At 51.9% G+C, this 24,230-nt stretch carries 19 protein-coding genes; 5 read left to right on the forward strand and 14 right to left on the reverse strand.

The annotated features are described in order from the left end of the window. Nucleotides 1-55 precede the first annotated feature (55 nt). Nucleotides 56-841, forward strand: a complete 786-nt coding sequence (gene elyC / locus MWH02_RS04535; RefSeq protein ID WP_271459975.1) for an envelope biogenesis factor ElyC — start codon at nt 56-58, stop codon at nt 839-841. Here the strand turns inward: elyC and MWH02_RS04540 are convergent. From MWH02_RS04540 to serC, 12 genes are all read right to left on the reverse strand, one after another. Then, entirely contained in the window at nt 821-1,714 is an 894-nt protein-coding gene (locus MWH02_RS04540) for a YcbJ family phosphotransferase (protein ID WP_271459976.1), read from the reverse strand. The genes elyC and MWH02_RS04540 overlap by 21 nt on opposite strands. 110 nt (nt 1,715-1,824) lie before the next feature. Next, nucleotides 1,825-2,574, reverse strand: a complete 750-nt coding sequence (gene kdsB, locus MWH02_RS04545) for a 3-deoxy-manno-octulosonate cytidylyltransferase (protein ID WP_049851021.1) — start codon at nt 2,572-2,574, stop codon at nt 1,825-1,827. Then, nucleotides 2,571-2,753 (reverse strand): Trm112 family protein, encoded by a 183-nt coding sequence (locus MWH02_RS04550; protein ID WP_007887424.1) that lies wholly within the window; start codon nt 2,751-2,753, stop codon nt 2,571-2,573. Before MWH02_RS04550 ends, kdsB begins: the two co-directional genes overlap by 4 nt. Nucleotides 2,754-2,843: 90 nt before the next feature. Continuing rightward, nucleotides 2,844-4,061 carry a winged helix-turn-helix domain-containing protein gene (locus tag MWH02_RS04555; protein ID WP_271459977.1) on the reverse strand — a complete coding sequence of 406 codons (1,218 nt, stop codon included), beginning with the start codon at nt 4,059-4,061 and terminating at the stop codon, nt 2,844-2,846. A 22-nt stretch (nt 4,062-4,083) separates the two neighbouring features. Next, on the reverse strand, nt 4,084-5,085 hold the full coding sequence (gene lpxK, locus MWH02_RS04560) for a tetraacyldisaccharide 4'-kinase (protein ID WP_271459978.1): 1,002 nt from the start codon (nt 5,083-5,085) through the stop codon (nt 4,084-4,086). After that, the gene (msbA, locus tag MWH02_RS04565) at nt 5,082-6,830 is read right to left on the reverse strand and encodes a lipid A ABC transporter ATP-binding protein/permease MsbA (RefSeq protein WP_101760956.1); all 1,749 of its coding nucleotides are present in this window, start codon (nt 6,828-6,830) and stop codon (nt 5,082-5,084) included. Before msbA ends, lpxK begins: the two co-directional genes overlap by 4 nt. A 34-nt stretch (nt 6,831-6,864) precedes the next feature. Further along, nucleotides 6,865-9,123, reverse strand: coding sequence for a DNA internalization-related competence protein ComEC/Rec2 (locus MWH02_RS04570; protein WP_217547078.1), 2,259 nt, complete (start codon nt 9,121-9,123; stop codon nt 6,865-6,867). A 206-nt stretch (nt 9,124-9,329) separates the two neighbouring features. Beyond that, a complete protein-coding gene (gene ihfB / locus MWH02_RS04575) occupies nt 9,330-9,614 on the reverse strand; it encodes an integration host factor subunit beta (RefSeq protein ID WP_003849360.1) in 285 nt (94 codons plus the stop codon). Between the two features lie 86 nt (nt 9,615-9,700). Continuing rightward, entirely contained in the window at nt 9,701-11,377 is a 1,677-nt protein-coding gene (gene rpsA, locus MWH02_RS04580) for a 30S ribosomal protein S1 (protein ID WP_052025984.1), read from the reverse strand. Nucleotides 11,378-11,498: 121 nt separating this feature from the next. Continuing rightward, on the reverse strand, nt 11,499-12,179 hold the full coding sequence (gene cmk / locus MWH02_RS04585) for a (d)CMP kinase (protein WP_101760957.1): 681 nt from the start codon (nt 12,177-12,179) through the stop codon (nt 11,499-11,501). A 197-nt stretch (nt 12,180-12,376) separates the two neighbouring features. After that, nucleotides 12,377-13,663 carry a 3-phosphoshikimate 1-carboxyvinyltransferase gene (aroA, locus tag MWH02_RS04590; protein WP_217547080.1) on the reverse strand — a complete coding sequence of 429 codons (1,287 nt, stop codon included), beginning with the start codon at nt 13,661-13,663 and terminating at the stop codon, nt 12,377-12,379. Nucleotides 13,664-13,743: 80 nt separating this feature from the next. Continuing rightward, the gene (gene serC / locus MWH02_RS04595; protein WP_192413866.1) at nt 13,744-14,829 is read right to left on the reverse strand and encodes a 3-phosphoserine/phosphohydroxythreonine transaminase; all 1,086 of its coding nucleotides are present in this window, start codon (nt 14,827-14,829) and stop codon (nt 13,744-13,746) included. A gap of 310 nt (nt 14,830-15,139) precedes the next feature. On the opposite strand from serC, the gene ycaO reads away from it, so the two are divergent. From ycaO to pflA, 4 genes are all read left to right on the forward strand, one after another. Then, nucleotides 15,140-16,903 carry a 30S ribosomal protein S12 methylthiotransferase accessory factor YcaO gene (gene ycaO / locus MWH02_RS04600; RefSeq protein ID WP_271459979.1) on the forward strand — a complete coding sequence of 588 codons (1,764 nt, stop codon included), beginning with the start codon at nt 15,140-15,142 and terminating at the stop codon, nt 16,901-16,903. A 356-nt stretch (nt 16,904-17,259) separates the two neighbouring features. Beyond that, nucleotides 17,260-18,120: a formate transporter FocA gene (focA, locus tag MWH02_RS04605; RefSeq protein ID WP_101760961.1), complete on the forward strand. Its 861-nt coding sequence runs from the start codon at nt 17,260-17,262 to the stop codon at nt 18,118-18,120. A gap of 69 nt (nt 18,121-18,189) precedes the next feature. After that, nucleotides 18,190-20,472, forward strand: a complete 2,283-nt coding sequence (gene pflB, locus MWH02_RS04610) for a formate C-acetyltransferase (protein WP_101760962.1) — start codon at nt 18,190-18,192, stop codon at nt 20,470-20,472. Nucleotides 20,473-20,636: 164 nt separating this feature from the next. Next, a complete protein-coding gene (gene pflA / locus MWH02_RS04615) occupies nt 20,637-21,377 on the forward strand; it encodes a pyruvate formate lyase 1-activating protein (RefSeq protein WP_101760963.1) in 741 nt (246 codons plus the stop codon). Nucleotides 21,378-21,432: 55 nt separating this feature from the next. On the opposite strand, the gene MWH02_RS04620 is transcribed toward pflA, so the two are convergent. Both MWH02_RS04620 and serS read right to left on the reverse strand, forming a co-directional pair. Next, a complete protein-coding gene (locus MWH02_RS04620) occupies nt 21,433-22,584 on the reverse strand; it encodes an MFS transporter (RefSeq protein WP_101760964.1) in 1,152 nt (383 codons plus the stop codon). A gap of 313 nt (nt 22,585-22,897) precedes the next feature. Beyond that, nucleotides 22,898-24,190, reverse strand: a complete 1,293-nt coding sequence (gene serS, locus MWH02_RS04625; RefSeq protein ID WP_101760965.1) for a serine--tRNA ligase — start codon at nt 24,188-24,190, stop codon at nt 22,898-22,900. Between the last annotated feature and the right edge of the window lie 40 nt (nt 24,191-24,230).

Below are 24,230 nucleotides of genomic sequence, written 5' to 3' on the forward strand. Positions count from 1 at the left end.
CATGCCGCAGTAACCGTCTGGCAGCTGTTTTTTTGGACAAAAGAGGCCATATTCGATGTTTTTCGCATTTAAAAAAGTCATTGGCGGGATGTTGCTTCCCTTGCCGCTGCTGTTATTACTGATGGCGGCAGGACTTTTGCTGCTCTGGTTCAGCCGCTGGCAAAAAAGCGGCAAAATCCTCATCTCTTGCAGCTGGCTGCTGCTGCTGATTTTGAGCCTGCAGCCGGTTGCCGATCGCCTGCTGTCACCGCTGGAAAATCATTATCCCACCTGGAACGGTAACGAGCCGGTCGATTATATCGTGGTGCTCGGCGGCGGCTATACCTTCAATCCGAATTGGGCACCGAGTTCCAACTTGATTAATAACAGTCTGCCGCGCGTGGCCGAAGGCGTGCGTCAGTGGCGGCGCTATCCGCAGGCCAAAATGATCTTTACGGGCGCAGCAGCCGGCGAAAACCCACGCAGCAGCGCTAGCGTGGCGGCCGAAGTGGCGGAAAGTCTGGGCGTGCCATCAGCAGCGATTATTCAGTTGGATCAACCAAGGGATACGATTGGTGAAGCACGCGCGGTGAAACAGACGATTGGTGAACACCCGTTCTTACTGGTGACTTCCGCCAACCATCTGCCGCGTGCCATGCATTTCTTTCAACGTGCCGGCATGAATCCGCTGGCCGCACCGGCAAATCAGTTGGCGGTGACCTCGCCGCTAAACTGGTGGGAACGCGTTATTCCGTCACCGCTGTGGCTGGCACACAGTGAGCGTGCGATCTATGAAATGCTGGGACAAACCTGGCAGAAGCTGCGCGGTGACGATCTCACCTCAACCCAGCCAGGGGAGTAATTGCGCGCGGGCGTGATCGAAGCGCGGACGGTCAAACTGTCCGCTGCTGACCAACGTGTCGACGCAATCCCACAGCTGATACAACCAGCGCCGCCAGAGGAAACCTTCCGCCACGGGCGCGCGCTGCAGATAGTGCTGCAGCAGTGACGCTTCTGCGCCGCTATCCGCCAGGCGCATCAGATCGTATTCGCGCGGTGCCCAGAGAATGTTGCCCGGCTGCATCATGGCAATAAGCTGATCGCTATACGCATCTTTTAACATACTGGCTAAGCGCAGGTTGCCGTGCATCAATACGCAGGGATCGTCAAATCCGTTGAACAGACGCGGTAATAGCTGACGGCTGCGAAACAGAATCTGACGATCTTCCAGTGTAAAAAACGGCGGTGACAAATAACCCAGCGTTGACCACAACACATCCACTCGCTGGCGATACCATGCGGGCCAGTTATTTTCCTGCACGCTGTCCACGCTGCCGACTAAGCCATGGCTGTCGATACGATGCCACGCCAGCACGCCTTCGACGATCTGTTCGCACAGCTGTTCCCAGCGTGCTGCGCTGCGGGCCGGAGCTTCCGCAGAAACACCGTTAAAGCGTGCCATCAGCAACATTTCATGTACCGGCTTTTGCTGGCTAAGCACCAGACCAAACACGGCAGGCACGGCGATCAAGCCATCATGGCCGAGCATGGTCAGTTTTTTAGCTTCCAGCGCAGCGCGTCCCTGATGACGAAAATACTTTGCCACCAGCGGCATCGGTTTACCGGTGTTATCGTAAAGCGCATACAGCCGCGTGTGCGCCTGCTCGCTAATGGTTTCGAGACGACTGATGCTTTCACCAAGCACCAACGCGAGTTCTGAACGGAGCTGTTCCATGCAATATCCTCCGACGTCAAAGGGCTGGAATATGCTGGAGGTGATGGCGGCGCAAAGCTTAGCGCCAGATCAAACTTTCAGGCCAGCGAGAGCCGCTGGCCGGTCGGAGATTAACCCTGCATAGCGAGACGAACCCGCTCAAGGTCTTCCGGCGTATCCACCCCAACACTTGGGATAGTTTTTGCCACCGCGACGTGAATCTTTTCACCGTACCACAGCACGCGCAGCTGTTCGAGCAACTCAATGTGCTCCAGCGGGCAAGGTTCCCACGCAATGTAGCGACGGATGAAACCGGCGCGATAGGCGTAGATACCAATGTGGCGGAGCAGCGTGTCGCCAATCTGCTCGCGCGAACGCGCATAACGCTCGCGATCCCAGGGAATGGTGGCGCGTGAGAAGTAGAGCGCATAACCTTTGGCGTCCATCACCACTTTCACCGCGTTCGGGTTAAAGGCTTCTTCTGCATCGGTGATCGGCACCGCCAGCGTCGCCATCCCGGCTTCAGATTGCGCCAGATTACCTGCCACCTGACGTACAATCTCCGCCGGGATCATCGGCTCGTCGCCCTGCACGTTAACGATGATCGTGTCGTCGGCAAACTGATACTTTTCGATCACTTCGGCCAAACGCTCAGTTCCGGACTGATGATCGACCCGCGTCATGCACACTTCGCCGCCAGCCGCCGTTACCGCCGCAGCAACATCCGGATGATCGGTGGCGACAATTACGCGATCGGCACCCGATTCACGGGCGCGTTCCATAACGTGTAGCACCATCGGTTTACCCTGAATATCCACTAGCGGTTTGCCGGGCAGACGGGTTGAAGCATAACGCGCAGGAATAATGGCAACAAAACTCATGGATGGATCTCTTCAACAGACAGCGTACGCGCTTCCACTTCCAGCAGCACTGGAATACCGTCACGTACCGGGTAAGCCAGGCCATCCGGTTTACAGATCAGCTCTTGCTGCTCTTTGTTGAAATAGAGTTTTCCGTTGCATACCGGGCAAGCAACGATTTCGAGTAAACGGTGATCCATAATCTTCTCCATTCAGGACCGATTCAGACGGGTAGCATAGCATAATAGCGCGCGCGTGAATGACGCACTCAAGCCGGACAAATGGCAGCTTTATTCACCAATCGACCAGCGAGTTGACCAGGCAGCCAGCAGTTCTGCCGGCGCATTTTCGATAATCACTTGGTTGGCGCCTTGCCACGCGGCGAAGCGATTAATGGCTTTTTGGACGTCATTAAGGAAAGCGTTACTGATGCGTGTGCCCTCTTCCAGCCAGAATGCACGAACCACTAATTGCTGCGCCTGACGCTCCATTTTGGCATCAATGCGCGCTTTCAATAATCCGCGATGCAGGACCGGCAGGACAAAATAACCATATTTGCGCTTTTCCGCAGGCGTATAGCACTCAATGCGGTAATCAAAATTAAACAGCTCCAGCGCGCGACGACGATCCCAAACCACTGGATCAAAGGGTGACAACAGCGCGGTATGCGTGGCAGAGAGTGGCTTTTCCAGCAGCGGCAATAATGCGTGGTGTAACCACATTTCGCCCAGTTGCTCGACCTCAACACGCACAATTTCTCCGCGCGCAGCCGCATCCTCAAGCCATGACTTGAGCGGTGCGCGTTTGAGCCGGTAATAATCGGCTAACCAACTGCCACGGAAAATGCCGAGACTGCATGCGCTGTGACTCAGCATCTGTAACACCGCTTCGTCTTCACTTAACGCATGCTGTTCATCAATCCAGTCCGGCATCACGCGGCTGTGCAGATCGTAAACCCGCTGGAAGTTGCGCCGCTCCACCACCATCAACTGACCCGCGCTGAACAAATTCTCCAGATGACGCTTATGCGGCTTCCACGCCCACCAGCCCGGTTTGGTCTGTTTATCATTACTGAAATCGGCTGCTCGCACTGGGCCGTTGGCGGAGATGTGTTGCAGAAGGTCAGTGATTTCCTGTTGATGTTCCTCAACCCATCGCTGGTTGTACTTCCAGCCCAGTCGCTGCGGTTCCAGCATGCGGTGGCGCAGCAACGGGTAATCTTCGGAAGGAATAAAACAGGCTTCATGAGCCCAATATTCAAATAATGCGCCCGAGGCCAGCGCCTCTTCCAGCCAGTTGGTCTGATACGCGCCAAGGCGGCTAAACAGCACCAGATAAGGACTGCGTGCCACCACATTGATGGTATCAATTTGCAGCAAAGACATCTGACGCACAGTCGCGTGTATATCAGCAAAGCGCGCACGTCGGCCTAAAGGACGTAACAGTCCCTGAGCAGCCAGATGCAGATGACGAGCAGTTTGCAACGAGAGGGAAGCGACGAGGTTCATAACTCCATTCCCTTTTCGGTGGTTAGCGCGAACGGGCGTCGCGCGCGGTAGTGCAAAGATGGGTGATATCGTCTAACAAGGTTGTCACCGCCGCGCCTTGCAGATGCGCATCAACCGGCAAATACCACCAGTTTGGGCGAGCAAAACTACGGCATTTTACCGCATCTTTTTCCGTCATCAGCAAGCACTGATCTGCCTGAGTCAGACGCCGCAATTCGTCTTCGCTGTAAGCATGGTGATCGGCGAAGGCAATTTCAGCCACTGGCTTGATGCCTTGCTGCTTAAGTGTGTTGAAGAAGCGCGGCGGATGACCTATGCCGGCCATCGCGACAATTTCCGGCAATTGCGCTAACGCCACGCTTGCACCGTTGATCAGGTTGACCGCCAGACCGGGCTGCAATGACATCGCAATTTCGCCCGCCTGCGCATCGCCGCCGTTAACGATCACCGCATCTACGGTGCTAAGTCGTGAGGCGCGTTCACGCATCGGCCCGGCCGGTAACCACCAGCCATTGCCAAAACGACGCATCCCATCCACCACCACGATTTCGCGATCGCGCTGCAGCGCGTAATGCTGCAGGCCATCATCGGTGATAATCACATCCAGATCGTGCGCAGCGAGCAAGCCTTCTACCGCCAGACGCCGCCGTGGCGCAGCGGCGACCGGCACTTGCGTGCGTTGAGCGATCAGCACAGGTTCATCGCCGGCCTGCGCTGTGGACGTTTCAGCGGTAACCAGCAGCGGATAACGTTCAGCTTTTCCGCCGTAACCCCGCGACACCACGCCAGCACGTACTCCACGTTGTTGCAGCGCCTGCACCAACCAAATCACTACGGGCGTTTTACCATTCCCACCTGCGGTGAGGTTCCCCACCACAATCACAGGGCAAGGCGCACGCCAACTTTTTCGCCAACCGCGCTGGAAGCTGAGGCGAATCAATAGGGTGATCGCCCCATAAAGCAGACTCAGCGGCCATAGCAGCAGCCATAACGGCGAACGCCCGCTCCAGATGCGTTCAATCATTGACCGAACTGCAGTTTGTGAAGCTGCGCATAGGCGCCCTTCTGTTCAAGCAGCACGCTGTGAGTACCGCGTTCGACAATGCGACCATCTTCAACTACGACGATCTCATCGGCTTTCTCAATGGTCGACAGACGGTGCGCAATCACCAGTGAGGTGCGATTTTTCTGCAGCTCATCAAGTGCGGCCTGAATCGCCCGCTCAGATTCGGTATCGAGCGCTGATGTGGCTTCATCGAGAATCAAAATCGGGCAGTCGCGTAGTAACGCACGCGCAATCGCAATACGCTGACGCTGACCACCGGAAAGCAGCACGCCATTCTCACCTATCACGGTATCAAGGCCATTATCCATCTTCTGGATGAAGTCCATTGCATGCGCCATGGTCGCAGCCTGCTCGATTTGCTCGCGCGTGTATTGACCATTACGGGCATAAGAAATGTTGTTGGCGACGGTGTCGTTGAAGAGATGAACGTTCTGGGAAACCAATGCCACTTGATTACGCAGTGAACGCAGGGTGTATTCGCGCAGATCGTGGCCATCCAGCAGAATTTCACCGCTATCAATGTCGTAGAAGCGCGTCAGCAAGCTGGCCATAGTGGATTTACCAGAGCCAGAACGGCCGACCAGTGCAACGGTTTTACCGGCAGGCAGCGACAGGTTGATATCACGCAGCGCAGGAATTTCACGGCCTGGATAGGTAAAAGTCACGTTGCGGAATTCCACATCACCCTTAGCACGATCCATTTCACGCTTGCCGTTATCCACTTCCTGCTCACTGTCAAGAATCGAGAACAGCGTCTGACAAGCCGCCATACCACGCTGGAACTGCGCATTCACGTTGGTCAGTGACTTGAGCGGACGCATCAGGGCGATCATTGATGAGAACACCACGGTGATGGTACCGGCTGTCAGCGTTTCCATCACGCTTGGGAAACTGGCGGCATAAAGCACAAATGCCAGTGCCAGCGAGGCAATCAACTGGATTACCGGATCAGAGATTGAAGATGCTGACACCAGTTTCATGCCTTGTTGGCGCATCCTGTTACTGACCTGAGAAAAACGCTTGGCCTCCACTTCCTGGCCACCAAAGATCAGCACTTCTTTATGCCCTTTTAGCATCTGTTCGGCGCTGGTGGTGACCTGTCCCATGGTGTTCTGCATGTTCTTACTGATGCTGCGGAAACGTTTGGAAACAGTGCGAATAGCAAAGGAGACGATCGGTGCCAGCACAATGAGAATCAAAGACAGCTGCCAGCTGTAATAGAACATCATGATGAACAGGCCAATGATCGAGGCCCCTTCACGCACCACCGTAACCAGTGCACTGGAAGAGGAAGAGGCCACCTGTTCAGAATCGTAGGTGATGCGTGACAGCAGCGTCCCCGTTGATTGCTGATCAAAGAAGGTTACCGGCATGCCCATCATATGGCCGAACAGGCGGCGACGCATATTCATGACCACGTTGCCGGACACCCATGAGATGCAGTAACTGGAGATGTAGCTGGTCACGCCACGTACCAGCATCAGGCCAATTACCACCAGCGGCATCCACAGCATTACGGATCTGTCTGCTTTACCGAAGCCATCATCCAGTAAAGGTTTCAACAGAGAGAGCATCAGGGTATCGCCTGCCGCATTGAGTATCAGCGCCACCGCTGACACATACAGGCCAGCCTTGTGGGGCGCAATCATCGGCCAGAGTCGACGGAATGTCTGCCACGTTGAGAGATCTTTATCTTGATGCATTATTTATTCACGCTGTTTGAAATAGCCGCTCATTCTACCTGGAATCGCGTTTGACGCCAAACCACTGATGGTACCATCGAGGCATTATTTGCTCTCTTAAGCCCTTAATTTGCCAATGACCTTGTCTGATACCCACATGAATCTGACCCGATTGTGCCGTGTCGTACCACATATAGCCTTGCTGACGATAGCGTTGCACCACGGCTGGCGCAGGCATACGCCAGGCGTTATACCGCGCCACCGAAGCAAATGCTGCTTTCCCAGCAACATTACGTAACAGTAATGCGCCTGATGAAGTCCGACTACCATGGTGCGGAACCTGCAAAATTGTCGCGTTCAGAGCCTCTTTTTCCAGCGCGACAATTTTTCTCTCGGCTTCTAACTCAATATCCCCGGTGAGTAACACGCTAACGAGCCCGTCATCGACTCGCACCACACAGGAATCGTTATTTTGTCCCTGGGTCTGATTCTCCGGCGGCCACAAAGCGGTAAATTGCAATTTGCCCCACTGCCACCGCTGACCACGGAAGCATGGCAGGTGTCCGTCTTCCGCCAGGGCACTACGAATTGCTACCGCTGGATTAACTTTGAGCAATGAGTGTAGCCCACCACGGTGATCAAGATGCTTGTGGCTTAGTATCAAAGAATGGAGGCTTCTGCCGTGATACTGCAACCATGGCAGAATGACGCGCGATCCGGCATCATCCTGTTTCCAACCCGGTCCAACGTCATATAACACCACTTCATTGCCCTGTGTAATGGCAATCGCCAGGCCATGCCCCACATCAATCATGTCGATTTGCCAGTCATCACGCTGTGCAGTGCTGCGCCAGAGGATGATTGCGAGTATCAGGCTAAAACACGGCATCACACTGCGATAAATCAGCTTGCTGCGCCAGAGAACTAATCCTACCCACAGCAGCACGACAGCAGGTAACGTATCGCTCCATGCCCACCAGCCAGCGGGTAACCACTGCAGCAGGAGCATGACCTGGCTTATGGAAAGATCCGCCAGAGACCATAATCCCGTTGAAATCAGCGGCACTGGCAATAGCATTGCCAGCAATATTAGTGGCACCGTGACAAAAGACACAACCGGCACCGCGATCAGATTTGCTAATAACGCACTCAGGCTTATTCCCTGAAACAGGAAGATTTGTAGTGGAGCCATGAGGATCATCATTCCTAACTGCAGATGTAGCAATTGCAATAACAGCCATCGACGCTTTGCGCGAAAGCGATGTGTTAATGGAAACCATTGATACCAGGTAATCAGCATCGCGACCGCCAGTGCCGACAACCAAAAGCTTTCTGACAGCACAGTTAATGGATCCAGTACCAGCAAAGCGCCGATACATAACGTCCAGACTTGCCAGCCACTGAGCTGCCAACCGGCGCTGCGCATCCCTATCCATAATATGAGCGCGATCATCGCGCGCTGGGCCGGTGCATGACTGCCAGAAACCCACGTGTAAGTCGCTGCGGTCATAACACTAACCAGCAGCGGAAATAAATGACCAATCAAATGACCCGGCAAAATTACCTGGATAGTACGCGCCAACAGCCATCCAACGCTGGCAGCTAATGCAATATGCATTCCCGAGATTGCCATCAAGTGGGCAGTACCTGTTTCCCGCAGCAACTGTCGCTGCTCTTCAGTCATGTTGATACGTATACCAAACGCTAAAGCCTGCATAATTGCCGGTTGTTTGAGCGTATCGAATGCGGGTAGATGATGATTAATTAAACGCGTCCGCCAGTTGCAAGTTAGCGATTCCACCTGCTGACTGATGATGCGCCCTTGCAGCGGCGTGTGATTAGACAAGGCAAAGCGCTGCAGATCGAACTCGCCTTCATTTAATCTGCCGTGGACGGCACGCAGTCGCAGTTTCATCTGCCAGCGCTGACCGGCACAGTACGATTGCTCCATCAAAGCATTATTGAGCGTGACAAAGAGAGGTGGAAACTGATAACGCTGACCGACACGCAAGATTTGCACGGTTAATTGCTGCTTCTGTTCACGAACTTCAGTCACACGTACAGTGGCTTCAATTGAGGCGGCAGTCAGATCCCCAATGGCACTGACCATCTGGCGGGCTTCAGTCAATGTCCAGGCCACCATTAAGAGAGCAATTCCTGCAAGCCGTAGCAACGTGATTGGCATCAACCTAAGCGCCACAGCGAATACAACCATGATGACTATTCCGTTGGCAGCGGGTATGTGCGGCAATATGCCCAACGGCAATGCCGAGGCAATCATCAATCTGGCCAGAACAATCCAGTTCATATGCATTATTACTCTCCCTCATTGGCGGAAGAGTGTGCCGAGAAAAGCAGGGATTGACTTCATTGAAAAGAGAGTGTGTCGCGATGGATTCCGAGACTTTTGCAGAGATTACATTGATGAGACTTCATTTTGGAAAGCAGATCTCAATTCCGCATACTCTAAGCAAAAAAAAACGACACCCTAAAGTGTCGTTTTTGTCGTTCGGTAACGGCTTAGCCGTAGATGTTCGCACGGTCACGCAATTCTTTGCCCGGCTTAAAGTGGGGAACGTATTTACCTTCCAGATCCACTTTGTCGCCCGTTTTCGGGTTACGACCCGTACGCGGTGCACGGTAATGCAAAGAAAAGCTGCCGAATCCCCGGATTTCAATGCGCTCGCCCTGGGCCAACGTAGTGGCCATGTGCTCAAGCATCTCTTTGACCGCATCCTCAACGACTTTCGCCGGAATATGAGTATGCTGGCCAGCAAGTCTCTCAATTAGTTCTGACTTGGTCATGTAACCTCCGGTTAATCCTTATTTGGAAAGGTATGACAGCTTTTACCGAAACCGGACGATTTTCATCGTCCGGTGCCTTAGGTCGATTACTCGCCTTTAGCCGCTTTGAACGCTTCAGCCATCGCGCTAGAGAAGTTGCTGCCTTCATCCTGTTTGGTGTTAACAGTGTTGATAGCTTCTTTCTCATCAGCCTGGTCTTTAGCACGAACAGACAGGCTCACAACGCGGTTCTTACGGTCAACGCCGGTGAATTTAGCTTCAACGTCGTCGCCAACACTCAGAACCAGTGTTGCGTCTTCGATGCGGTCCAGAGAAGCTTCAGAAGCGCGCAGGTAACCCTCTACGCCATCAGCTAGTTCTACTGTAGCACCTTTCGCGTCAACTGCAGTGACTTTACCAGTCACGATAGCGCCTTTCTTGTTCAGGGTGATGTAGTTGTTGAATGGATCTTCAGCCAACTGCTTCACGCCCAGAGAGATGCGCTCGCGCTCTGCATCAACCTGCAGTACAACGGCAGCGATTTCGTCGCCTTTTTTGTACTCGCGAACGGCTTCTTCGCCAGTCGCGTTCCAGGAGATGTCAGACAGGTGAACCAGACCGTCGATGCCACCGTCCAAGCCGATGAAGATACCAAAGTCAGTGATTGACTTGATTTTACCTTCAACGCGATCGCCTTTGTTGTGGGTCTCAGCGAACAGCTGCCATGGGTTAGATTTGCACTGCTTCAGACCCAGGGAGATACGACGACGCTCTTCATCGATGTCCAGAACCATTACTTCAACCACATCGCCTACGTTTACAACTTTAGACGGATGGATGTTTTTGTTGGTCCAGTCCATTTCTGAAACGTGTACCAGACCTTCAACGCCTTCTTCGATTTCTACGAAGCAGCCGTAATCAGTCAGGTTGGTTACACGACCAGTCAGGCGAGTGCCTTCTGGATAGCGCTTAGCGATAGCAACCCAAGGATCTTCGCCCAGCTGTTTCAGGCCCAGAGATACACGGGTACGCTCGCGGTCGAACTTCAGCACTTTAACAGTGATTTCGTCGCCCACGTTGACGATTTCGCTCGGATGCTTAACGCGTTTCCAAGCCATATCGGTAATGTGCAGCAGGCCATCAACGCCGCCCAGATCCACGAATGCACCGTAGTCAGTGAGGTTCTTAACGATACCTTTAACTTCCATGCCTTCCTGCAGGTTTTCCAGCAGCTGATCGCGCTCAGCGCTGTTCTCAGATTCGATAACTGCACGGCGTGAAACCACGACGTTGTTACGTTTCTGATCAAGCTTGATTACTTTGAATTCAAGCTCTTTGCCTTCCAGGTGCAGAGTATCGCGAACCGGACGAACGTCTACCAGTGAACCTGGCAGGAACGCACGAATACCGTTCAGCTCAACTGTGAAGCCACCTTTAACTTTGCCGTTGATAACACCGGTAACAGTCTCAGCGTCTTCGTAAGCTTTTTCCAGCGTGATCCAAGCTTCGTGACGTTTAGCTTTCTCACGGGACAGCAGGGTTTCACCGAAGCCGTCTTCTACTGCGTCCAGCGCAACGTCAACTTCGTCGCCTACCTGGATTTCCAGTTCGCCGGCTGCGTTCTTGAACTGCTCTGCAGGAATTGCAGATTCAGATTTCAGACCCGCATCAACCAGAACTACGTCTTTGTCGATAGAGACAACAACGCCACGAACGATGGAACCCGGACGGGTTTCGATTTCTTTCAGGGACTCTTCAAAGAGTTGAGCAAAAGATTCAGTCATATTGATAATCTTAGGATTCTTCAATTTAACGTCCACCTGACTTCATTGTCGGATGGGGTTGTTTCACATGCCCTGCACCGGGTCCTTGGTACAGGGTTACAGCAATTCGGTTGCCGAAAGATTAAATGCCCAACTTACGCTTAGCATAATCAAGCGCCTTTTCAATCACTTGCTCAATCGACATACTGGTTGAATCCAGTACCAGAGCATCTGTGGCAGGCACTAAAGGGGCGATGGCACGATTACGATCGCGGTCGTCGCGTTCCTTTATCTCGGATAAAAGGCGATCAAAGTTAACATTAAAGCCTTTCTCCTGCAACTGTAGCATACGGCGATGCGCACGCTCTTCCGAGCTAGCGTCGAGGAATATTTTCACTGGCGCATCAGGGAAAACCACGGTTCCCATATCGCGTCCATCGGCGATTAAACCGGGCTCTTCGCGGAATGCGCGTTGGCGTCGAAGCAATGCCTCACGCACCCGCGGAAAAGCGGCAACGCGCGATGCGGTGTTGCTGACTTCTTGCGTGCGGATTTCACCGGTGACATCTTCACCTTCAAGAACCACCTGCATTTCACCGTCAACCGATAGAAAACGCACATCAAGATGCGCAGCCATCGGTACTAATGCTTCCTCGGACTCAATATCCACCTGATGGTGAAGTGCGGCCAATGCTAAAACGCGATAAATAGCGCCAGAATCCAGTAAGTGCCACTGCAACGACTCCGCCATCGCTTTACATAAAGTCCCTTTACCCGCGCCACTTGGCCCATCGATGGTAATAACCGGGGCGATTGCCGTCATTGTTCTCTCCTGTTGCTGCGTGCTTATTGTCAGCCCTTCCAGGCCGCCTGGATTGCGCGGCATTATACGCTGCCTGCGTCGGGTTAGTACCCTTTAGCGTAGACAGCGCTAGAAATATAGACAGATTCAGAAGAATTTCCGCCTGATAAGGCCAGAAGAGAGCAAAGAAACCCGGCGCTGTGCACCGGGTTAGACGATCAGGAAGTATGACTGATTTTCGCCAACTGCTGGAAATAGCTCGGGAAGGTTTTCGCAGTGCAGCCTGGATCAAGGATGGTTACCGGCGTATCGGACAGAGCCACCAGTGCGAAGCACATTGCCATACGGTGATCGTTGTAAGTACCGATGTCCGCATGTTGCAACTGAGCCGGCGGTGTGACACGAATAAAGTCTTGCCCTTCTTCTACTTCCGCCCCCACTTTGCGTAACTCAGTCGCCATCGCAGCAAGGCGGTCGGTCTCTTTTACGCGCCAGTTATAGATGTTGCGCATCAACGTGGTGCCTTGAGCGAAGAGTGCAGTAGTTGCAATTGTCATTGCCGCATCGGGAATATGGTTCATATCCATATCGATTGCCGTCAGCGATCCGCGTGTGCAAGAGATATAGTCATCTCCCCACTCAATCACTGCGCCCATCTTTTCCAGCACATCAGCAAAACGGATGTCGCCCTGCACGCTGTTGCGGCCAATACCGGTTACACGTACGGTACCCCCTTTAATGGCAGCGGCAGCGAGGAAGTATGATGCAGAAGACGCATCACCTTCCACCAGATAATCGCCCGGAGACTGGTACTGTTGCTGCCCTTTAACCACAAAACGCTGATAGTCCTGATTATCAACATCCACACCAAAGCAACGCATCAGGTACAAGGTGATATCAATGTAAGGCTTAGAAACCAGATCGCCTTTTATGGTGATGATGGTGTCTTGCTGCGCCAGTGGCGCGGTCATTAGCAATGCCGTGAGGAACTGGCTGGATACACTGCCATCGACGCTGACTTCCCCACCAACAAAACCACCATTAAGACGCACTGGCGGGTAATCGGTCTGTTCGAGATAGTCAATCTTTGCTCCGCCCTGACGCAGTGCATCAACCAGATGACCAATCGGACGCTCTTTCATGCGTGGCTCGCCAGTCAGAACGATTGACTGCTCGCCCAAACAGAGCGCGGCAGCCAAAGGTCGCATCGCTGTACCTGCGTTACCGAGAAACAGCTCAAGCGGTTTTTCAGCATGTAAAGGGCCCGCGTTACCTACTACTTCGCATACGGTGCGATCGTCTGAGAGCGTATAGCTGACACCCAGCGCTTTGAGGGCATTCAGCATGTGCTTAACGTCATCGCTATCAAGCAAGTTAGTCAGGCGGGTGGTGCCCTTTGCCAGCGCGGCCAGCAAGAGTGCGCGGTTCGAGACGCTTTTTGAACCCGGTAAGTTTACCGTGCCGTCAACGCGAGCAATCGGTTGTAGAGTCAGGGAGTCCTGCATGTGAAACCAAATCTCCAGAAAATACGAGACCCCATCATGTGACGGGGTCTGATACCAGACAAGCTGGCATGAAAAAGCAATTAGCCGTGGCGACGTTCGAAGTCGACCATGAACTCAGTGAGCGTTTTAACCCCTTCCAGCGGCATCGCATTGTAGATCGATGCACGCATACCGCCAACCACGCGATGGCCTTTCAACGCGTGCAGCCCAGCCTTGAGAGACTCTTCCAGGAACACTTTGTCCAATGAGGAATCGGCTAACTGGAATGGCACGTTCATACGTGAACGGTTTTCGCTTGCGACATCGTTGCGATAAAACGCACTGTTATCAATCACGCCATACAATAAGTCGGCTTTTGCCTGATTCAGCTTGTCCATCTCAGCCACGCCGCCCTTCTCTTTCAGCCATTTGAATACCAGGCCAGAGAGATACCATGCGAAAGTCGGCGGAGTGTTAAACATCGATTCATTTTCGGCCAGCACCTTGTAATCAAGGATAGAAGGCACATAACGTTGTGCTTTGCCTAGCAGATCTTCGCGCACAACCACTAAGGTTAAGCCCGCCGGGCCGATATTTTTTTGCGCGCCAGCGTAGATCACGCCATAGCGACTCACATCGATTGGACGAGACAGAATAGTAGAAGAGAGATCGGCAACTACGACTTTATCGCCAAAATCCGGCTCTTCATCGATAGCAATACCATCAATCGTTTCGTTCGGGCAGAAATGGACATAAGCCGCATCATCATTTAACTGCCATTCACGCATTGGTAATAAAGCACGCTTACCATCACGCGTAGTTTTAATATCAATGGTATTTGGCGAGCAGAATTTCTCGGCTTCTTTAATTGCGCTGTGAGCCCAGTAACCGCCGTCAATATAATCCGCGTTTTTTGCATCACCCAGCAAGTTGCCGGGAATGGCCGCGAACTGCGCACGCGCACCGCCATGGCAGAATAAAACTTTGTAGTTGGCTGGGATCTTCAGCAGATCGCGAAAATCTTGTTCTGCCGCTTCTGCAACAGCAATAAACTCTTTACTGCGGTGACTGATCTCCATCACCGAGGTGCCTAATCCGTGCCAGTTTGTCAGTTCTTGTTCTGCGCGACGGAGCACTTCTACCGGCAGCATAGCCGGGCCAGAGCTAAAATTATAAACCTGAGTCATTTCCCCTCACCACTGTCATATCGAACGGTTATGAATACCCAACCGGTTTTATCATTGCCTCCAGATGGCTGCAATCATTAATCCGGCAGCGATCACATTTCCAGAGCCAGCTTCACCGCAGCTTATGTCATAAATGCATTAAGCCATGGAATTTTGTGAGGTTGTTCCAGAAAGAAAAATCGGCAAGCGGAATGGCGTAACAACCTTAACCAGTCTGAGATAAATTTGGCTGACTGAATAGCGAAGCACGCATAAAACCCGTATTATTGCGCGCTTTACGCCCACCCCATTGACTTAAGAGAGCGCCACCATGACGCAAACGTTTATCCCCGGAAAAGACGCCGCACTGGAAGATTCCATTGCTCGCTTTCAGCAGAAACTGCAAGACCTTGGTTTCAACATTGAAGAAGCTTCCTGGCTGAATCCGGTGCCACACGTCTGGTCAGTACACATTCGCGATCGCGACTGCCCGCTGTGCTTTACAAATGGCAAAGGTGCTAGCAAAAAAGCCGCTCTGGCTTCAGCGCTGGGCGAATATTTTGAGCGCCTCTCTACTAACTATTTCTTCGCCGATTTCTGGTTGGGTGAATCCATCGCTAATGGTGATTTTGTTCACTATCCGAATGAAAAATGGTTCCCGCTCACTGAGGACGACAGCCTGCCAGAAGGCATTTTGGATGCGCGCCTGCGCAAGTTCTATGATGCTGATGAGAGCCTGGGTGCTTCTGAGCTGATTGATCTGCAATCCGGCAATGACGAGCGTGGAATTTGTGGCCTGCCATTTACCCGTCAATCTGACCAGCAAACAGTGTATATCCCGATGAACATCATCGGTAATCTGTACGTTTCGAATGGTATGTCTGCCGGTAACACCGCGAACGAAGCGCGTGTACAGGGTCTTTCTGAAGTATTTGAGCGTCATATTAAGAATCGCATCATCGCCGAATCCATCAGCCTGCCAGAAATTCCAGCAGAGGTGATGCAGCGTTATCCTGGCGTAATTGAAGCAATTGAACGTCTGGAAGCAGAAGGTTTCCCAATCTTCTCATACGATGCGTCACTCGGCGGCAAATACCCGGTTATCTGCGTTGTGCTGTTCAATCCAGCAAATGGTACCTGCTTCGCTTCGTTTGGCGCACATCCGGACTTTGGCGTCGCACTTGAGCGAACCGTTACTGAACTGCTGCAGGGCCGTGGTCTGAAAGATCTCGACGTGTTCACACCGCCGACGTTCGATGATGAAGAGGTAGCGGAACACGCTAACCTGGAAACGCATTTCATCGATTCAAGCGGTCTGATTTCATGGGATATGTTTAAAGACGATGCCGATTATCCTTTCGTCGACTGGAGCTTTGCGGGTACCACTCACGAAGAGTTTGATACGCTAATGGCGATCTTCCGTGCGGAAGATAAAGAAGTCTATATCGCTGACTATGAACATCTGAGTGTTTACGCTTGCCGCATTATCGTGCCGGGCATGTCTGATATTTATCCAGCAGAAGATCTGCTGCTGGCAAATAACAGCATGGGCGCACCACTGCGCAAAACCCTGCTGGCGCTGCCAGACAGCCAATGGGAACCCGAAGCCTATCTCGAGCTGATTGTGCAACTGGATGAGGAAGGTCATGATGACTTTACTCGCGTGCGCGAGCTGCTGGGTCTGGCATCAGGCAAAGATAATGGCTGGTACACGCTACGTATTGGCGAGCTGAAAGCTATGCTGGCGCTGGCCGGCGGCGACCTGGATCAGGCTCTGATCTGGACTGAATGGACGATGGAGTTTAATCAGTCCATCTTTAGTGAAGAGCGCGCAAACTACTACCGCTGTCTGCAAACCTTGCTGCTGCTGGCAATGGAAGAGGAACGCGATCCGCTACAATATCATCGCGCCTTTATTCGTATGTACGGCCAGGCTGCTGTTGAGGCTGCTTCAGCGGCAATCAGTGGCGAAGCGCCCTTCTATGGATTGCAAGCGGTCGATCTGGATCTGAAAGCTTTCCCTGCGCATCAATCATTACTCGCTGCCTATGAAAAGCTGCAGACAGCTAAACGTCGTTATTGGTCACAAAAATAGCCTTAACGCTTAAATTTCCATTTATAGAAATTAGGGTATTGGTCAATGGCACTGAAAAAATCAGTGCCATTTTTTTATATTGATCATACAAAGAGATTTAAGTGCATTATTAAATAACAATTCAGCTTTAATCGTTAATGATATTTAACAAAATCTAGTCTTGCCCGCAGCCACCTTCAACTTATTTTGCATAAATTAAAAATTATTTATTACAATAAATTCAATAATTTAAGCAGCACTCAGACGCATTTACGCTTCGCTTATCAGCGACCTTCCGGTCAAATATGATCCACATCAATTTCTGACCTATACTCCTTTGTTAATATCTTTACAGGCAATTTTTGGAGAGCGTTAGTGTGAAAGCTGACAACCCTTTTAATTCATTATTACCGGCGGCAATGGCGAAAGTTGCAGAAGAAGCCGGCATATATAAAGCTACTAAACGTCCTTTAACCACCTTCTTCCTTGCCATCACTGCTGGCGTATTTATCTCAATCGCATTTGTCTTCTATATCACTGCGACCACCGGAAGTGGAGCAATGCCCTACGGCATAGCAAAACTGATCGGCGGTATCTGTTTCTCGCTCGGTTTAATGTTAGTCGTGGTGTGCGGTGCTGACCTGTTCACCTCAACTGTTTTGATCGTGGTGGCAAAAGCCAGCGGCCGTATCACCTGGCTGCAACTCGGTCGACACTGGTTGACGGTCTATATCGGTAACCTGTTTGGTGCGCTGTTCTTTGTCGCGCTGATCTGGTTAGCCGGTGAACACATGGTGGCGAATGGTGCCTGGGGTTTGAATGTCCTGCAAACCGCTGACCATAAAATGCATCACACCTTTATTGAAGCAGTGAGTCTCGGCACGCTCGCCAACCTGATGGTTTGCCTGGCGGTATGGATGAGTTATTCCGGCCGCAGTCTGATGGACAAAATGTTTGCGATGATCCTACCGGTGGCGATGTTTGTTGCCTGCGGTTTTGAACATAGTATTGCCAACATGTTCCTTATCCCGATGGCCATCGTTATCCGTGATTTTTCCAGCCCGGAATTCTGGCAAATGGCTGGTGCAAGCGCAGCACAGTTCCCATCACTAAGCGTTAGTGACTTTATTGTTAACAACCTGATTCCCGTGACCATCGGCAACATTATTGGCGGCGGATTATTAGTCGGTTTGACCTACTGGGTAATCTATCTGCGTGGCGATGAGCCGGTGCATTAATGAATTGGTACGGGCGTGCTGAGTCAGCGCGCCATACGTCAAAGTCTCCCTAAATAAGGCAGGTATATCATGTCCGAACTGAATGAAAAAATGGCGTCAGCCTGGGAAGGATTTAGCGCCGGCGAATGGCAGAACAGCGTCAACGTCCGTGACTTTATCCAGAAAAACTACACACCGTATGAAGGCGACGAATCCTTCCTCGCTGGCGCGACGCCGGCCACAACTAAGCTGTGGGACAGCGTACTTGAAGGCATCAAAATCGAGAACCGCACCCACGCGCCGGTAGATTTTGACACCGATCTGGCTTCAACCATCACCTCTCACGATGCCGGCTACATCAGCAAATCGCTGGAAAAAATCGTTGGCCTGCAAACTGAAGCACCTTTGAAACGTGCCATCATCCCGTTTGGCGGCATCAAAATGGTTGAGGGTTCTTGCAAGGTTTATGGCCGCGAACTTGATCCCGCGCTGAAAAAAGTCTTCACTGATTACCGCAAAACCCATAACCAGGGCGTGTTCGATGTTTACACCCCTGACATCATGCGCTGCCGTAAATCAGGCGTGTTGACGGGTTTACCGGATGCCTATGGCCGCGGTCGTATCATCGGTGACTATCGCCGCGTTGCGCTGTACGGCATCGATTTTCTGATGAAAGACAAAGTTGCGCAGTTCAATTCTCTGCAGAGCGATATGGAGAATGGCGTTGACCTCGAAGCCACCATTCGCCTGCGTGAAGAGATCTCTGAACAGCACCGCGCACTGGGTCAGATCAAAGAGATGGCTGCGAAGTATGGTTCAGATATCTCGCTGCCCGCTACCAATGCTCAAGAAGCCGTTCAGTGGACTTACTATGGCTATCTCGCGGCGGTGAAATCTCAGAACGGTGCGGCAATGTCCTTTGGTCGCGTATCCACCTTCCTTGATGTGTATATCGAGCGCGATATTCAGGCCGGAAAACTGACTGAAGAAGAAGCACAGGAACTGATTGACCATCTGGTGATGAAACTGCGTATGGTGCGCTTCCTGCGTACGCCTGAATACGATGAGCTGTTCTCCGGTGACCCAATCTGGGCAACAGAATCACTGGCGGGTATGGGCGTCGATGGCCGTACTCTGGTGACTAAAAGCACCTTCCGTTTCCTGAATACGCTTTACACCATGGGGCCATCTCCGGAGCCAAATATGACCATCCTGTGGTCAGAAAAACTGCCGGTTAACTTTAAGAAATACGCCGCAAAAGTGTCTATCGATACATCCTCATTGCAGTATGAGAATGATGACCTGATGCGTCCTGACTTCGACAACGATGACTATGCTATCGCCTGCTGCGTTAGCCCAATGATTGTCGGTAAGCAGATGCAGTTCTTCGGTGCGCGTGCCAACCTGGCAAAAACCCTGCTGTACGCAATCAACGGTGGCGTTGATGAAAAACTGAAAATGCAGGTGGGTCCGAAAGAAGCACCAATCACTGACGAGATTCTTGATTACGACATCGTGATGGAGCGCCTGGATCACTTCATGGATTGGCTGGCTAAGCAGTACGTCACCTCCCTGAATATCATTCACTACATGCACGATAAGTACAGCTACGAAGCTTCACTGATGGCGCTGCACGATCGTGACGTTTATCGCACCATGGCCTGTGGTATCGCGGGTCTGTCTGTTGCGGCTGACTCACTTTCTGCCATCAAATACGCCAAAGTGAAAACCATCCGTGATGAAGATGGTCTAGCGGTAGACTTTGAAATTGAAGGCGAATATCCGCAATTTGGTAATAACGACTCTCGCGTTGATGACATGGCGTGCGATTTGGTTGAACGTTTCATGAAGAAAATTCAGAAACTGCAAACCTACCGTAACGCGGTGCCAACTCAGTCAGTGCTGACCATCACTTCTAACGTGGTTTACGGTAAGAAAACCGGTAATACGCCAGACGGACGTCGTGCGGGTGCGCCATTCGGTCCGGGTGCTAACCCAATGCACGGCCGTGATCAGAAAGGTGCGGTGGCTTCACTGACCTCCGTCGCGAAACTGCCCTTTGCTTACGCGAAAGACGGCATCTCTTATACTTTCTCCATCGTGCCAAATGCGCTGGGTAAAGATGATAACGTGCGTAAAACCAATCTTGCTGGCCTGATGGATGGATATTTCCACCATGAAGCCAATATTGAGGGCGGTCAGCATCTGAACGTTAACGTGATGAACCGTGAGATGTTGCTGGATGCGATGGAACATCCTGAGAAGTATCCGCAGCTGACCATTCGCGTATCCGGTTATGCTGTGCGCTTCAACTCGCTCACCAAAGAGCAGCAGAAGGATGTAATTACCCGTACGTTCACTCAGTCGCTGTAATCGTAGTTCACTGAGATTGAAAGGCTCCTGCGGGAGCCTTTTCTCCACAAGTCCGTTTTGCCAGTTTGCTGGTGCTGGCGACCTGGCAAAATCGACTTTCACTTTTAGAGCACAACATAGATTGTGCTGCCTGATATTCAGGCCCACCTGGAGAACTCATCGCAATGTCAACCATCGGTCGTATCCACTCCTTTGAATCCTGCGGCACCGTTGACGGCCCAGGCATCCGCTTCATTACCTTTTTTCAGGGCTGCCTCATGCGCTGCTTGTATTGCCATAACCGCGATACATGGGACACGCATGGCGGTAAAGAAGTTACCGTTGAAGAGTTGATGAAGGATGCGCTCTCATATCGTCACTTCATGAATGCATCTGGCGGTGGCGTGACGGCGTCGGGTGGCGAAGCGATCTTACAAGCGGAGTTCGTGCGTGACTGGTTCCGCGCTTGCCAGGCAGAAGGCATTCATACCTGTCTCGACACTAACGGCTTTGTTCGTCGCTACGATCCGGTGATCGATGAATTGCTTGATGCCACTGATTTGGTAATGCTCGATTTAAAACAGATTAACGATGATGTGCATCAGATTCTGGTGGGCGTTTCCAATCATCGTACGCTGGACTTTGCGCGCTATCTGCAGAAGAGAGGCAAACGCACCTGGATCCGCTTTGTAGTGGTGCCTGGCTACTCCGATGATGATGACTCCGTTCATCGCTTGGGTGAGTTTACCAAAGATATGGATAACATAGAGAAGATCGAATTGCTGCCTTACCACGAGTTAGGCAAACACAAATGGATCGCCATGGGCGAAGAGTACAAGCTGGATGGTGTTAAGCCGCCGAGCAAGGAAACCATGGAGCGAGTGAAGAATATCCTCGCCAGCTACGGCCATGAAGTGATGTATTAACCGCAAACAAAAGGGGAACCACCGGCTCCCCTTTTTACTATTTCATGGGAATGCGTTAAGCATGTGCGACCGGAGTAGCCTGATGATCGGCTTTGCGCAGTAACATCACCAGATAAACCAGTGCAACTGCAGCAATCATCACAAACAGCAGGCGGTCAGAGTAATTTTGCATCAGCATTGACGTCATTCCCGGCCCCACCAAACTGCCCACGGTATAGCTAAACAGTAACGCCTGATTCATTGCCACTAACTCATGATGCGCGACGGTTTCGCACGCCCAGGACATCGCCACCGGATAAAGTGTAAAACCCGCAAGACCAAGCACAAACAGCGCTGGCGCCATCGCAGTATCACCTAACATAGCAATCGCACCCAGGATAACCACAAACACTTGCACACGCAGCACCATCAGGCGACCAAAGCGATCGGCTAAACGTCCTACCGGCCACTGACCGACAATGCCGGAGCTGACCAGTAACGCCATCCAGTAACCGACGTTTGCATCACTCATGCCCTGATGTGACAGATACAACGGCATCAAGCCATAAAGTGAGCCGAGAACGATACCGGAAATAATGCAGCCATTGATGCCGAGACGAGAACTACGACGACGCAACATAACCCAAAGGCGCCCCGTTGAAGCTTCTTCTGTCGCAGCGCTGGTATTGACATGCACAAATACTACCGGCAATACCGCACAGATAATCAGTGCAGTCACCCATGGAATCACGTGGAGCAGTTCGGTTGACACGCGGCTCACCAGCAACTGGCCTGCAACAGTGCCGAGGTAATAGATGATCATATAAGCCGCCAGCAACTGACCGCGATTACGCACGGTACCGCTGCATAACAAGGCACTCTCAACCACCACCCAAATCAGTGCACAACCGACACCTGCGGTAAAGCGCAGTAATGTCCAGCTATAGAAACCATCCAGTATCACCATGCCCATGGTCGCTACGGCAAAAAGCACGCTGGCGAGGTAAAAACAGCGATTAAAACCATAACGAGTAATCAACCAGCCCGCGAGCAAGGTGCCCAGCAAGTTACCGGTGTAATACGATGAGCTAGCCATTCCCACTTGCCAGGTTGGCAATTGATCATGGGTAAGCCAGAGCGGTACCAGCGTATTAAGCACAGCGATAGACACCGTCATAAGCATTAAGCCGCAAAGCAGCAAAACGACGGGGCGCGACCAGGTTGACATAGGGAATAAAACCAAAAGAAATGACGATAATTGCGCGCAGTTTGCCATCGGCTATCTTAAAGTCAATGTGCAAAAATTCGTCGCCGCACGATTTGCTGCGGAACAATTTATTTTTTTTATCTTCAGAGGGTTAGAAGCATGATGAGGGATACAAGTGCGGCATCTATCTATTTGAATTTACGATTTTTAATGGTTAATAGCCATTTCTTGTCGATAACGTTTATTTCTTATTAATTCCGACTAAAAAATAATTATTTTGCCGCTTAAGAAACAAAAAACCCGGCATTGCCGGGTTTATATAATTGCGCGTTGATTAGCCAACGAATTCCAGTCCGCCCATATAAGGACGCAGTACTTCTGGCACTTCAATGCGGCCATCTGCTTGCTGATAGTTTTCAAGCACAGCCACCAGAGTACGACCCACCGCCAGACCAGAACCGTTCAGCGTGTGCACCAAACGCGGTTTCTTGTCGGTTTTGCTACGGCAGCGCGCCTGCATACGACGAGCCTGGAAATCACCCATGTTGGAGCAAGAGGAGATTTCACGATAGGTGTCCTGTGCTGGCAGCCAAACTTCCAGGTCGTAGGTCTTGGAAGAGCCAAAGCCCATATCGCCGGTGCAAAGCAGCACTTTACGGTATGGCAGATTGAGCAACTGAAGCACTTTCTCAGCATGGCCCACCAACTCTTCCAGTGCATCCATGGAGGTTTCAGGCGCCACAATCTGCACCATTTCCACTTTATCGAACTGGTGCATACGGATTAAACCACGCGTATCGCGCCCGTACGAACCGGCTTCAGAACGGAAGCATGGCGTGTGCGCAGCAAGTTTGAGCGGCAAAGATTCTTCTTCAACGATCTCATCACGCACCAGATTGGTCAGCGGCACTTCAGCGGTAGGGATCAGCGCATAGTTGCTGCTACCCGCTTCTTCGCCCAGCGGCTTGGTATGGAACAAATCTTCACCAAACTTCGGCAGCTGTCCGGTGCCATACAACGTTTCCTGATTCACCAGATACGGAACATAGGTTTCAAGATAACCGTGCTGCTGCGTGTGCAGGTCAAGCATAAACTGGCTAAGCGCACGGTGCAGACGCGCAATCTGGCCCTGCATCACAATGAAACGTGAACCCGTCAATTTCACCGCGGCGGCAAAGTCCAGACCTTTGGCGGCTTCACCCAGCTCAACATGATCTTTCACCGGGAAATCGAACTGGCGCGGCTGGCCCCAGCGGCTGACTTCCTGATTCTCGCTGTCATCTTTACCCAACGGGACTTCGTCAACCGGGAGGTTTGGCAATGCGAGGGCAAAGTCACGAATTTCGTTCTGCAGGGCATCCAGTTCTGCTTTAGCCGCATCCAGGCGTTCGCCCAGCGCGTTCACTTCCTGACGCAGCGGCTCGATGTCTTCCCCACGTGCTTTGGCCTGACCGATGGATTTGGATCGGGAATTACGCTCAGCCTGCAGATTTTCGGTTTCTACCTGCAAGACTTTACGACGCTCTTCAAGCGAACGTAAGGTTTCCACATCCAGTTTAAATCCTCGGCGTGCCAGTTTTTCTGCGACTGCGTCTGGCTCGTTACGCAGCAGGTTGGGATCGAGCATGCTAATCCTGTGTAATAAAAGGTTGATTGAACGAATGGCG

Source organism: Pantoea leporis (genome assembly GCF_028048155.1).
In the GTDB taxonomy this organism is placed as follows: domain Bacteria; phylum Pseudomonadota; class Gammaproteobacteria; order Enterobacterales; family Enterobacteriaceae; genus Pantoea; species Pantoea leporis.

Excerpts from the sequence above, each read along its gene's own strand:
- aroA (WP_217547080.1), bottom strand. The coding sequence starts at position 13,663 with ATGCAGGACTCCCTGACTCTACAACCGATTGCTCGCGTTGACGGCACG.
- MWH02_RS04570 (WP_217547078.1), bottom strand. The coding sequence starts at position 9,123 with ATGCATATGAACTGGATTGTTCTGGCCAGATTGATGATTGCCTCGGCA.
- MWH02_RS04555 (WP_271459977.1), bottom strand. The coding sequence starts at position 4,061 with ATGAACCTCGTCGCTTCCCTCTCGTTGCAAACTGCTCGTCATCTGCAT.
- MWH02_RS04540 (WP_271459976.1), bottom strand. The coding sequence starts at position 1,714 with ATGGAACAGCTCCGTTCAGAACTCGCGTTGGTGCTTGGTGAAAGCATC.
- MWH02_RS04550 (WP_007887424.1), bottom strand. The coding sequence starts at position 2,753 with ATGGATCACCGTTTACTCGAAATCGTTGCTTGCCCGGTATGCAACGGA.
- elyC (WP_271459975.1), top strand. The coding sequence starts at position 56 with ATGTTTTTCGCATTTAAAAAAGTCATTGGCGGGATGTTGCTTCCCTTG.
- serS (WP_101760965.1), bottom strand. The coding sequence starts at position 24,190 with ATGCTCGATCCCAACCTGCTGCGTAACGAGCCAGACGCAGTCGCAGAA.
- MWH02_RS04620 (WP_101760964.1), bottom strand. The coding sequence starts at position 22,584 with ATGTCAACCTGGTCGCGCCCCGTCGTTTTGCTGCTTTGCGGCTTAATG.
- cmk (WP_101760957.1), bottom strand. The coding sequence starts at position 12,179 with ATGACGGCAATCGCCCCGGTTATTACCATCGATGGGCCAAGTGGCGCG.
- rpsA (WP_052025984.1), bottom strand. The coding sequence starts at position 11,377 with ATGACTGAATCTTTTGCTCAACTCTTTGAAGAGTCCCTGAAAGAAATC.
- kdsB (WP_049851021.1), bottom strand. The coding sequence starts at position 2,574 with ATGAGTTTTGTTGCCATTATTCCTGCGCGTTATGCTTCAACCCGTCTG.
- serC (WP_192413866.1), bottom strand. The coding sequence starts at position 14,829 with ATGACTCAGGTTTATAATTTTAGCTCTGGCCCGGCTATGCTGCCGGTA.
- lpxK (WP_271459978.1), bottom strand. The coding sequence starts at position 5,085 with ATGATTGAACGCATCTGGAGCGGGCGTTCGCCGTTATGGCTGCTGCTA.
- ihfB (WP_003849360.1), bottom strand. The coding sequence starts at position 9,614 with ATGACCAAGTCAGAACTAATTGAGAGACTTGCTGGCCAGCATACTCAT.
- msbA (WP_101760956.1), bottom strand. The coding sequence starts at position 6,830 with ATGCATCAAGATAAAGATCTCTCAACGTGGCAGACATTCCGTCGACTC.
- pflB (WP_101760962.1), top strand. The coding sequence starts at position 18,190 with ATGTCCGAACTGAATGAAAAAATGGCGTCAGCCTGGGAAGGATTTAGC.
- pflA (WP_101760963.1), top strand. The coding sequence starts at position 20,637 with ATGTCAACCATCGGTCGTATCCACTCCTTTGAATCCTGCGGCACCGTT.
- ycaO (WP_271459979.1), top strand. The coding sequence starts at position 15,140 with ATGACGCAAACGTTTATCCCCGGAAAAGACGCCGCACTGGAAGATTCC.